This window comes from Rugamonas violacea (genome assembly GCF_016461825.1).
Classification (GTDB): domain Bacteria; phylum Pseudomonadota; class Gammaproteobacteria; order Burkholderiales; family Burkholderiaceae_D; genus Rugamonas.
The window spans coordinates 126,630-137,690 of sequence record NZ_JAEMNU010000049.1; the positions used below are offsets into that span (position 1 = coordinate 126,630).

At 68.8% G+C, this 11,061-nt stretch carries 11 protein-coding genes; 5 read left to right on the forward strand and 6 right to left on the reverse strand.

Going from position 1 to position 11,061, the window contains the following annotated elements; translation table 11 throughout:
* The 3 genes from H7U20_RS30195 to H7U20_RS10945 form a co-directional block, all read left to right on the forward strand.
* The coding region (locus tag H7U20_RS30195; RefSeq protein ID WP_304621721.1) for a FlgK family flagellar hook-associated protein at positions 1 to 767 on the forward strand (767 nt) is incomplete at its 5' end.
* Positions 768 to 777: 10 nt separating this feature from the next.
* Positions 778 to 1,689, forward strand: a complete 912-nt coding sequence (gene flgL, locus H7U20_RS10940; RefSeq protein WP_199759176.1) for a flagellar hook-associated protein FlgL — start codon at positions 778 to 780, stop codon at positions 1,687 to 1,689.
* A 5-nt stretch (positions 1,690 to 1,694) separates the two neighbouring features.
* A complete protein-coding gene (locus H7U20_RS10945; RefSeq protein WP_199759177.1) occupies positions 1,695 to 2,738 on the forward strand; it encodes a hypothetical protein in 1,044 nt (347 codons plus the stop codon).
* A gap of 25 nt (positions 2,739 to 2,763) precedes the next feature.
* On the opposite strand, the gene H7U20_RS10950 is transcribed toward H7U20_RS10945, so the two are convergent.
* The 6 genes from H7U20_RS10950 to H7U20_RS10975 all read right to left on the reverse strand — a co-directional run bounded on the left by H7U20_RS10950 (position 2,764) and on the right by H7U20_RS10975 (position 9,100).
* The gene (locus tag H7U20_RS10950) at positions 2,764 to 5,007 is read right to left on the reverse strand and encodes a putative bifunctional diguanylate cyclase/phosphodiesterase (protein ID WP_233410659.1); all 2,244 of its coding nucleotides are present in this window, start codon (positions 5,005 to 5,007) and stop codon (positions 2,764 to 2,766) included.
* A 146-nt stretch (positions 5,008 to 5,153) separates the two neighbouring features.
* On the reverse strand, positions 5,154 to 5,810 hold the full coding sequence (locus tag H7U20_RS10955) for an amino acid ABC transporter permease (RefSeq protein ID WP_199759178.1): 657 nt from the start codon (positions 5,808 to 5,810) through the stop codon (positions 5,154 to 5,156).
* A gap of 1 nt (position 5,811) precedes the next feature.
* Complete coding sequence (locus tag H7U20_RS10960) at positions 5,812 to 6,639, reverse strand: transporter substrate-binding domain-containing protein (protein WP_199759179.1); 828 nt, start codon at positions 6,637 to 6,639, stop codon at positions 5,812 to 5,814.
* A 47-nt stretch (positions 6,640 to 6,686) separates the two neighbouring features.
* The gene (locus H7U20_RS10965) at positions 6,687 to 7,121 is read right to left on the reverse strand and encodes a hypothetical protein (protein ID WP_199759180.1); all 435 of its coding nucleotides are present in this window, start codon (positions 7,119 to 7,121) and stop codon (positions 6,687 to 6,689) included.
* Between the two features lie 267 nt (positions 7,122 to 7,388).
* The gene (locus H7U20_RS10970) at positions 7,389 to 8,132 is read right to left on the reverse strand and encodes a DUF882 domain-containing protein (protein ID WP_233410660.1); all 744 of its coding nucleotides are present in this window, start codon (positions 8,130 to 8,132) and stop codon (positions 7,389 to 7,391) included.
* 119 nt (positions 8,133 to 8,251) lie between these two features.
* Positions 8,252 to 9,100, reverse strand: a complete 849-nt coding sequence (locus tag H7U20_RS10975; protein ID WP_199759207.1) for an EAL domain-containing protein — start codon at positions 9,098 to 9,100, stop codon at positions 8,252 to 8,254.
* Between the two features lie 337 nt (positions 9,101 to 9,437).
* On the opposite strand from H7U20_RS10975, the gene H7U20_RS10980 reads away from it, so the two are divergent.
* Both H7U20_RS10980 and H7U20_RS10985 read left to right on the forward strand, forming a co-directional pair.
* Positions 9,438 to 10,253: a class II glutamine amidotransferase gene (locus H7U20_RS10980; RefSeq protein ID WP_199759181.1), complete on the forward strand. Its 816-nt coding sequence runs from the start codon at positions 9,438 to 9,440 to the stop codon at positions 10,251 to 10,253.
* Positions 10,254 to 10,373: 120 nt separating this feature from the next.
* Positions 10,374 to 11,039 (forward strand): response regulator, encoded by a 666-nt coding sequence (locus H7U20_RS10985; protein WP_199759182.1) that lies wholly within the window; start codon positions 10,374 to 10,376, stop codon positions 11,037 to 11,039.
* Positions 11,040 to 11,061: the final 22 nt, after the last annotated feature.

An 11,061-nucleotide genomic window follows, 5' to 3' on the forward strand; every position in this document is an offset into this window, starting at 1 on the left:
TCGACAAGCTGGCCTCGATGGTGGCGATCGAGGTCAACGAGAAACCCGACGGCAGCCGCAGCGTCTCGCTGAAAGGCGGCCAGCCATTGGTCGACGGCAGCCTGGCCGGCACGCTGGCCTTCGACGCCACCATGACCACCCCCACGCTCAAACTGACCTTCGCCACCACCAGCTTCACGCTGGACGATTCCAAGCTGGGCGGCCAGCTCGGCGGCTTGGGCGACTTCCAGCTCAACACCCTGCTGCCGCTGCAAAAGTCGATCTCCGACATCGCCGAGCAGATGTCGACCAAGATCAACGACCAACTGCGCCTAGGCATCGACGCCAACGGCCAGCCCGGCGTCGACCTGCTGGTGTTCAACCCGACCAGCGCCACCGGCCTGCTACAGATCGCCAGCGGCATCAAGGCCAACGACCTGGCCTTCTCGGCCGACGGCACCCCCGGCGACAGCCGCAACCTGCAGTTGCTGATCGCCATCAAGGGCCAGAACGTGACGCTGGCCTCGGTCGGCACCGTGCTGCTGGGCGACGCCGACACCCAGTTGGTCGGCAAGCTGGCCATCGACAGCCAGCAAAACAAAGCCCTACTGAACACCGCCACCACCATCCGCCAACAGGCCGAGGACGACTGGAAGTCGACCAGCGGGGTCAACGAGGACGAGGAGGCGGTCAGCCTGATCGAGTACCAGAGAATGTACCAGGCCAACATGAAGGCGGTGGCGGTCGCCAACTCCCTGTTCGACGCCACCCTGCAAATGTTCGGTTAAGGAGCACACCATGCGCATCGCCACCAACCAGTTTCAATCGACCATGCTGCGCGGCCTGAACCTCAACCAGGAGGGTTCCGCCCGCCAGACCGACCTAATGGCGTCAGGCAACAAGCTGCAACTGCCGTCCGACGATCCGGTCACCAGCGTGCGCATCTCGCGCCTGAACCGCGAGGAGGCCATCATCGGCCAGTACCGCGCCAACATCGGCGCCGTGCAGATCCGCCTGCAAAAGAACGAGACCTACTTGAGCAGCATGACCAAGGACATCAACAGCGCCCGCGACCTGATGGTCTGGGGCCTGGACGGCAGCAACACCGGCGCCGACCTGGGCGCCATGGTCAACTCCTTCACCTCGATCCGCGACTCGCTGTTCTACAGCGCCAACGTCAAGGACCAGGAGGGTCGCTTCATCTTCTCCGGCACGGCGACCAACACCGACGCGATCAGCTTCGACGCCAGCGCCCCCGTCGGCGCGCGCTACACCTTCAGCGGCAACACCAACCAACAGAAAGTGGTGGTCGGCAACGGCATCAACCAGACCGCCAATGTCGACGTGTCCGGCCTCGATACCTATCTGAACCAGCTCGACACCGCCATCGCGGAATTGTCCGCGCCGGGCATCACGGCGTCGACGCCCAGCCTGCGCGCCGCGCTGACGGCCAGTTTGGACGGCTCCGACGTCGCGCTGGGCGCCATCTCCAGCAAGATCGCCGATTTCGGCGGCGCGCAGAACATCCTGGCCACGCTGAACGACAACCACACCAACGTCAGCCTGTCGAACGGTGTCGCGCTGATCCAGTTGGGCAAGCTCGACTACGCCGAGGCCGCCACCGAGCTGGGCGGCTACAACCTGGCCCTGGAGGCCTCCTACAAGGCCTACGCCAAAGTCAGCGGGCTGTCGCTGTTCAACGTGCTCTGACCATCATGCAAATCGCTCCCTCGACCGTCCCCGCCAGCATGCCGCAGGGCAACACCAGCAACGCCGTCGCGGCCGACGGCACCGCGCTGGGGCTGGCCGGCCAGAACGCCGCCACCGCCACCCCGGTGACGCCGACGCCGAGCGCCCCCGCGCCGCTGCGACGCGGCCTGAGCAACTGGGACCGGCCGCCGCAGGGCGACGTCGCCGGCGCCCAGCAGGCCCTCGACTTCCTCGAACAAAGCGCGGCCCAGTTGCGCGCGCTGAAGTCGGACCTGAGCGCCAAACTGGCCGACCGCCAGGTGCGCGACGGCACCATCGAGGCGCGCGTGCGCCAGTTCGGCAGCACCTGGAAACAACGCCAACAAACCTCCGGCGGCACGCTCGACGCCCGCCTCGCCTACAGCCGCAAGGGCGCCGTGCAACGCTTCACGGTGCGCGGCATGACCCTGGCCGGCCTGCGCCACGGCAACCGCGAGGTGCTCAGCATCGCCGTCGGCAGCGCCGCCCAGGGGGTGCGCTCGGTCAGCCTGGAGCCCGGCCTGAGCGACGCCGAGATCGCACAACGCTTCGACGACGCCCTGGCGCCGCTCGGCGTGCGCGCCAGCGTCAACGACGACGGCGCGCTGGAATTCGCCACCCCGGAAGACTCCTGGGCCGGCGTGCGCGACAGCTTCGCCGTGCAGGGCAGCGGCATCCGCTTCCCGACCGGGCAGATGAACCGCGTCAAGACCGAGCCGGAGGCGGCCAGCATCGACCCGGACAGCTGGAACACCTCGGACCTCGAGGCGCTGCGCCAAACCCTGCAGCAGGTGGTGCAGGCGCTGGCCCAGGTCGAACAGGCGATGGCCTCGGTCAGCAACGCGCTGAGCCAGGCCGGCAGCCGGGCCCAGGCCGGCGCGCCGGTCGACGGCGCGCCGGCGATGGACCAGGTGGCGCAGAATTTCGTCACCACCACCAACCAGTCCGGCTACCAGTCGCTGCTGTCGTTGACCTCGGCCCTGGTCGGCATCAGCCGCGAGCGCGTCATCTCCCTGCTCGGCCTGCGCTAAGCCGGCGTCGCCGCCCCGCCCGGCCTCAGCCGCCGGGCAGCGCCGCCACGCCCTGCCGCGCCAGCGCATCCAGCGCCGCCGCCGGCATCGGTTTGGCGAACACATAACCCTGCGCGAAGTCGCAACCGGCCGCCATCAACAGGGCGCACTGCGCCGCCGTCTCCACCCCCTCCGCCACCACCTGCAGGCCCAGCTTGTGGGCCATCACGATGATCGCCTCGCACAGCGCCAGGTCGCCCGAGTCGTTGACCAGGTCCTGCACGAAACTGCGGTCGATCTTCAGGAAATCGATGTCGAAGCGCTTCAGGTGGGCCAGCGAGGAGTAGCCGGTGCCGAAGTCGTCCAGCGCCACCTGCAGGCCCATGGCGCGCAAGGCGCGCAGCCGCTCGACGACCGGGGCGGCCTCGTCGAGCAGGATGCCCTCGGCGAGCTCGATGACGATGCTGCGCGGCGGCAGGCCCAGCGCGGCGACATGCTCGAGCCAACCCTGGCACAAGGCGGCGTCGCCGCGCAACTGCACCGGCGACAGGTTGACGCTGACCTGGAAGCCCGGGTCGAGGCCGCCCTGCCACTGGCGCACCTGCGCGGCCGCCTGGCGGAACGCCCAGTCGCCGATCTCGACGATCAGGCCGCTCGACTCGGCGAAGGGCAGGAAGTCGACCGGACTGAGCAGGCCGCGCTGCGGATGGCGCCAGCGCAGCAGCGCCTCGGCGCGGGAGATGCCGCCGGTGCGCAGGTTGACGATGGGCTGATAATAGAGCTCGAACTGGCGCTCGGCCAGCGCCAGGCGCAGGTCGAGCGCCACCTGCAGGCGGGCCTGGGCGGCCAGTTGCAGGTCGGGGGTGAAGTAGCTGTAGCGGTTGCGCCCGCCGTTCTTGGCCGCGTACATCGCCTGGTCGGCGTGGCGCAGCAGCGCCTCCGGGTCGCTGGCGTCGGACGGGTAGAGCGCGATGCCGACGCTGGCCGAGACCTGGCCGCTGTCGCCGTCCAGCGCGAACGGACGGCTCAGGTTGTCGAGGATGTTCTGCGCGATGCGCTCGACGCTGGAGACGTGGTCGAGGCCGGACAGGATGATGGTGAATTCGTCGCCGCCCAGCCGCGCCAGGGTGTCCGAGGCGCGCACGCAGCCGCCGATGCGGCGCGCCGCCTCGACCAGCAGGCTGTCGCCGCCGTCGTGGCCGAGCCGGTCGTTGACCTGTTTGAAACCGTCCAGGTCGATGAACAGCAGCGCCAGGAACAGGCCCTCGCGCCGCGCCTTCTTGATCTCCTGGCGCAGCCGGTCCTGGAACATGTGGCGGTTGGGCAGGCCGGTCAAGGTGTCGAAATTGGCCTGCTGCCACATCAGCTCGGACGACTCGCGCCGCGCCGTGATGTCGCTGACCAGCGCCAGCGCCCCCAGGTAGGCGCCGTCGGGGTCGAAGATCGGATTGGTCGCCAGCGTGGCCCACAGCTCGCTGCCGTCGCGGCGCAGGAACTTGAACTCGTGGCGCTCGGCGATGCCGTGCTGGCGGCGGACGATGTTGCGCTCGAGGATGGCGCAGCCCTCGGCGTCCATGAAGGCGGTCAGCGGCTGCTCGAGCATCTGCTCGATGCCGTAGCCGAGCATCTGCGCCATCTTCGGGTTGACGAAGGTGGTGCGCGACTCGGCGTCGATCTCCCAGATGCCCTCCTCGGCGTTGTGGACGATGCGGCGGAAGCGCTCCTCGCTGCGCTCCAGGGCGGCCAGCTTGCCCTCGGCCAGTTCGAGCACCACGCGGAAAGCCTGGCCGCTGCCGTCGGCGCTGGCGCGCAGGGTGACCGCGAAGCCCTGCTCGTGGCGCGCCCGCGTCATCTGCAGGTCGCAGCGCTCGACCTCCTTGCTGTTGAGGGCGCGCCGGACGAAGCGGTCGAAGTCGTCGAGGAAGCGGGCGCAGATGAAGGAACGGAAATGCATCTGCTGGGGATTGTGGCGCGCCACGCCGAGCAGGTCGGCGCCGACCAGGTTGATCTGCAATATCGTGGTGTCGAAGCCGAGCACGAAGTAGCCGACCGGCGCCAGCAGGTAGACGTCGTTGAACAGGCCCTGCTCCTGCTCCAGGCGCAGGCGCTCGGGCGTCAGGGCGGCCTCGATGCTGGACTGCGGCGCCAGCGCGCCGCTGCCGACGCCGACCGCCATCATGGCGTGGTAGGCCTGCACGGACGAGGCGTCGGCCAGGCCGGCCAAGCCGGCCGTCAAGGGCGTCCGCTTGCGTTTGGACAAGCTGCTCGCCACCGGTTGATCGTCGTCCATATGACCTCTCTGCGCCGGCCGCGGCCATCGCGCTGGCAAAATCGTGCAAAAGAGAATGCTGGCAAGTCTAGACTAGCATCTAAGCCCGGCGCTGTCGATGGTCCCGCGGCGGCGCGGCGGCCTTTTCCGCCACAGCCGCGCCGGCCTCAGCGGTGCGGCCGGTTCAGGCGCCGTTCGGCGCGCCGCTGCAGCGCCTCGAAGGCCAGGCTGAGCAGCCAATAGATGGCGGCCGCCGCCAGGTACAGCGGCAGCGGCCGGAAGGTGGTGGCGATCACTTCCTTGGTCGACAGCATCAGCTCGGTCATGGTGATCACCGACACCAGCGAGGTGTCCTTGATCAGGCTGATCAGGGTGTTGCCCATCGATGGCAGCGCCAGCCGCAGCGCCTGCGGCAGCACGACATGGCGCAGGGTGGCCGGGTAGCCCAGGCCCAGGCTGTAACCGGCCGCCCACTGGCCGCGGCCGACGCCCTCGATGGCGCCGCGCAGGCTTTCCGACAGGAAGGCGCCGGCGTTCAGGCTGAGCGCCAGGATGCCCGCCGTGACGGGCGAGAATTCAATGCCGACGCTGGGCAGGCCGTAGTAGATGACGAACATTTGCACCAGCAGCGGCGTGCCGCGCATCAGGCTGACGTACAGCGTGGCCGGCCAGCGCGCCAGGCGCCACGGCAGGATGCGCAGGATCGCCGTGGGGAAACCCAGCAGCAAGCCGCCCAGCATCGCCGCCAGCGCGAACAGCAGCGTGTAGCCGGCGCCCTTGAGCATCACCGGCGCCGCCTCGCTCAGCAGCGCGAACAACTCCATGCTAGGGCGCCGTGGTGACGTCGCTGCCGAACCACTTCAGCGAGACCGCCTTCAAGCTGCCATCGGCGCGCAGCTGGTCCAGCGCCTGGTTCAACGCCGCCTTGAACTGCGGATTGCCCTTCTGGAAGGGGATGCCCATGCGCTCGACCTGGCCGACCCGCGCCCCGGCCTTGATCGGCAGGTTCGAGGCCTTCAGCAGATAGGCCGCCATCAGGCTGTCGTTGAGCGCCGCGTCGATCCGGCCGACGGCCAGGTCCTGCATCGTCTCGGCGGCGGCCGGATAGCCGCGCACCTCGATGCCGCCGACCGCCTTGGCCTGCTGCTCGTAGACGCTGCCCTGGCCGACGCCGAGCTTCTTGCCCTTCAAGGCTTCCAGGCTGGGATAGCTGGCCGCCTCGCTCTTGCGCACGATCAATTGCGGCGACGAGTAGATATACGGCGTGGAGAAATCGAAGGTCTGCTCGCGCTTGGGGTTGATGCCGACCTGGGAGATGATCACGTCGTACTTGCCGCCCGACAGCCCGGCCAGGATGCCGGCCCATTCGCTGCTGACGAACTCGGGCTTGACGCCCAGCTTGGCCGCCAGCAATTTGGCGACGTCGACGTCGTAGCCGGCCAACTGGCCGCTCTTCTGGTCTTTGTAGTTGAACGGTGGATAGGTGCCCTCCAGCGCGACCCTCAGCGTGCCGCGCGCCTTGACGGCGGCCAGCAGGTCGGCGGCGGCCGGCGCCGGAGCCGCCACGGCGGCGGCGCCAAGCAGCAGGGCCAGCGGCACGGCGGCCAGCCAACGGCGGCGGGGCGAACGGGGAAGGGAAATGGCGATGGGCATGACGTTCCTGTGTCGAATGGGGGAAAACGGCGGCGCTGCCGCCGGGGTTAGCGGGGGTAGCCGGGCTGGCGCCGGCGCCGGCCGAAATGATGGCCCACCACCAGCGTCGAACTGGCGATCAGGCTGCTCAAGCCTATCATCAGCTGGATCAATTTATCGTCGGGCAGCAGCCACATCGCGCCGGCCGGCGCCTCGACCTGGGCCGCCGCCATGATCAGCGGCGCCACCCAGTCGGCCTCGGCCGTCAGATCAAGGATGACGGCGCCGTCGGCGCTGGTTTGCATGAAGATGTCGCCGCCCTCGGCCAAGGTGAAGCAGACGCCGTAGCCGCTCTCGTTCTTGCCGATATTGTCCTGCATGCAGCGGTTGTGCTCCTCGATCCACAACTCGACGTCGCCGGCGTTCTCCAGCGCGCTCCACGGCACCGGGCGGAAGCGCGGCGGCACGACTGGCTCCGGCTGATTGTCTACTGCGTCCTGCATGTTCATCCTGACTTTCTGGGGTCTACCGGCCCGTGGCTACGGACCAAAGCGTTAGTTTAGCCGATCTTGCAGACGCAGAAATTTTTGCCGCCGCCGTGACGGCGCGCATCGGCGCGCCGGCAACTTCCGCGCCGGCCGCCGGTCCAAACCAATATGCTGAAGTACCGCAATGCCAGCGAGGACGCGGTGCCGCTGCCGCCCTACCATTACGGCTGAGCGCGCGTCGGCCAGCGTTGCGTCCGGCTGGCCCTCGGCCGGCGGCGCCGCTCAACCCTTCCAGGTGCGTTTGAGTCCGGTATCGGCGTGGATCCAGCCGCCGCGCGGTCCCTCGCGGTAGTAGAAACCCACCCCGCCTTGACGGAAGCTGCGCACCAGGCCGCCCAGCACTTCGGCGTTCAGGTTGGGGATGCGGATGTCCGCCGCCCGCCCGGTGATGTGCAGCGACTGGCGCGCCGCCGGCACGCCGGCCTCGATCAGCTTCTTGTTCGAGTTCGGCGTGCGGTAGCCGGACAGGATCTCCAGCGGATGGTCCATGCCGTAGCGCGCCACGAAGGCCTGGGTGCCCCACAGCGTTTCGAACAACTTGGGATCGATAGGCGCGGTTTCCTTGCCGTTGACGTCGCGCATCAAATGGCACAGCTCCTGGTAGGCCGAATCGATCACCTCGCCGTCCTTCCAATACAAGATCTTCGCCTTCTCGCCGCTGGCCGGCCGCGTCACGCTGAGCACGCGCGGCTTGAGCCAGAACTCCAAGTCCAGCGCCTGGGCGTCGAAGATGTCAGGTGGTGGCGCCAGATCGGTCGGTTCGGCCGAACTCGGCGCCTGCGCCAGCAAGGTGGCCGGCTTCGCCGCCTTGGCCGCATGGGCGCCGGTTTTGCTGGCGGTGTGGACGGCCGCGCTATCGGCGCCGCCGTGGGCGCTGCGGGCGGCGCAGCCGATCAGCGGCGTGGCCAGCATGCCGAGCGCGCTCAAGCCCAGGCCATGTTGAAGAAAATTTCTACGCGATACCATAATGCTTCCATTGAGACAATGTTCTCACTATAGCCTATAGGTGGGGGAATTGAAAAACCCCACGCGGAAAAATTCACCTGCGGCGGCGCCGCCGACCGCGCCGCGCCATCACGCCGCCGTCACGCCGCCGCGCGCTCCCTGCCGCTCAACAGCAGCGCGTCCGGTGCGTCGAGCAGATAACCCTGGGCCAGCACCGGCACGCCCGCCGCCACCGCCAGCCAGCGCAGCAGCGCCAGCGCCGTGCTCGCCTCCAGCCGCTTGAACACCAACCGGATGCCCTGCGCATGGCAGGTTTGCGCCAGCCGCAGTAAACCGGGCTGGTCGGCCTGGCCGAGCAGGCGGGCGTCGAGCTTGAGCACGTCCGGCCTGAGCCGCGCCAGCAAGTCCAGCGCCTCGACCGGCCCCGAAGCGTTGACGGCGAAGCGGAAGCCGTTGCGGCGATAGTTGTCGGCCACGTACTGCAGCAACCAACCCTGTTGCGGCGTCACCTGCGGCAGTTGCAGCACGATGCGCTCGATCGGCAGGCCCAGCGCGGCCAGGATGCGCTGGAAGGCGTGGCCGTGGTTGCTGCTGACGGCGCTGAGCAGGCGGTCGTGCACGTTCAAATACAAGTCGGCCGGCTCCTGCCCGGCGGCCGGCGCCTGCAACTGGCGGAAGAAATTGATCGCGTGCAGCATGCGGCACAACCGATCCAGCTCGATCGACTCGTCGTCGCTGGCGGCATGGTCGAGCAGCTTCCACAGCGACAGCCCCTGGTCGGCCACGGCCACGCCGCGCGCCAGGCCCTCGTAGGCCAAGGCCGGGCCGGCCGCCGCGTCGAGCTGGCGGATCGGCTGGAAGGCGCTGCCCATGGTGCAGTTGAAGAAGCGTCCCTGCGCCTTGCCGTCGGCGTCAAGCCAGATCGACGAGGTGGCGCCGCCGGCGCCGGACAGCCGGGCCAGGTAGTGCTGCAGCACCGGATAGGACACCGGATGGGAAAGCACCGGCGCGACCGGCGGCGCGGTGGATGGTGTGGCCGCCGGTTGAGCGGTTTGAGTGGTTTGAGCGGGTTGTGCGGGTTGAGCGGGCTGGGACATCGACGGACTCCTTGGTCGGCACGCCATGACGATCTTGTGAGCTGGCGCTGGGAAGCACAGACTACGGCCGGCGGCGGCAAAAACGAAGGAATCGTTTCGGCCATCCATATACGCGGCGTGCATAAGGATGGCGCCGCAGCGGCAGGAATATGCATATGCCAAAAACTTCCTTCCCGCCACGCCGGCACCGGTCTATCGTCGGACATCGACAGTCCGCCACCGCCCCGCCATGTGCCAACTCCTCGCAATGAACAGCAGCAAACCAGCCGCGCTCGGCTTCTCCTTCGCCGGCTTCGCCGAGCGCGGCGGCCGCACCGGCGAGCACAAGGACGGCTGGGGCATCGCCTTCCACACCGACACCGGCTGCCGCCTGATCACCGACCACCTGGCCTCGATCGACTCGCCGCTGGCCGCCGAACTGAAGCGCCAGCCGATCAAGGCGCGCAACATCGTCGCCCACATCCGCAAGGCCACCCAGGGCCGCGTCGCGCTGGAGAACAGCCACCCCTTCGCCCGCAGGCTGTGGGGGCAGACCTGGTCGTTCGCCCACAACGGCGACCTCGGCCAGTTCGCCCCGCCGCCCGGCGCCTACCATCCGGCCGGCGACACCGACAGCGAGAAGGCCTTCTGCCACCTGCTGTCGGGCCTGCTGCAACGTTTCCCGCACGGCCAGCCGGCGCGCCACCTGCTGTACGCCGCGCTGCTCGAACTGGCCGGCGCCGTCGCCGCCCACGGCAGCTTCAACTTCCTCCTCTCGAACGGCGCGCTGATGTTCGCCCACTGCTCGACCAGCCTGCACTATGTGCTGCGCGCCTATCCCTTCTCGGTGGCGCGACTGATCGACTGCGACCTGAGCATCGACTTCCGCCAGCACAACCATCTGGACGACCGCATCGCCGTCATCGCCACCGCGCCGCTGACCAGCGACGAGCCCTGGCAGGCCTTCGCGCCGGGCGAATTGCGCCTGTTCGTCGCCGGCCAGGCGGTGGCCAGCCCGGCCGCGCCTGAGCCCAGCACGCGCCGCCTGCGCTTCGCCATCTGCTGAGCCGGCTGCTGGGCCGGCTGCCGAGCCATCTGCCGGGCCGGCGGCGCGCCGGCGCTGCCATTGCGCACAGTGCGTGGCATCGGCTACCATGCTTCATACGCTTCAACATTGCCGAGAACCATGCCAACCACGATCGCAATCATTGAAGACAACCTGGAATTCCTGCGCCACTTCAGCGCCGTGGTCGAGGCCAGCGACGGCCTGAGCTTGCTCGGCGTGGCCAGCAACGGCCGCGACGGCATGGCGCTGATCGAGCGCGCCCGCGCCGACCTCTACCTGATCGACCTGGGCCTGCCCGACATGGACGGCGTCGAACTGATCCGCCACGCCCTGCAACGCCACCCCGGCTGCGACGTGGTGGTGGTCACCGTGTTCGGCGACGACGCCCACGTTATCGCCAGCATCGAGGCCGGCGCCACCGGCTATCTGCTCAAGGACAGCGCCCCGGCCGCGATCCTCGACTGCGTCCGCGTGCTGCGCGAGGGCGGCGCGCCGGTCAGCCCGGTGATCGCCCGCAAGATCCTGCAACGCCTCGGCAAGGCCGCCGCCGCGCCCGGGGCGGCGCCGGCCTTGCCCCAGGGGCCGGCCGAGCGCCCCCTGGTGACCGAGCGCGAGATCGAAATGCTGCGCGCGCTGGCCAAGGGCCTGAGCTTCAACGAGATCGGCGACATGTACGGCATCTCGCCGCACACCGTGGCGCGCCACGTCAAGAACATCTATAAAAAACTGGCCGTGCACTCGCGCGGCGAAGCCGTCTACGAAGCGACCGCGCTGGGCCTGCTGTAGATGGTGTCGCGGGGCCGCCCAC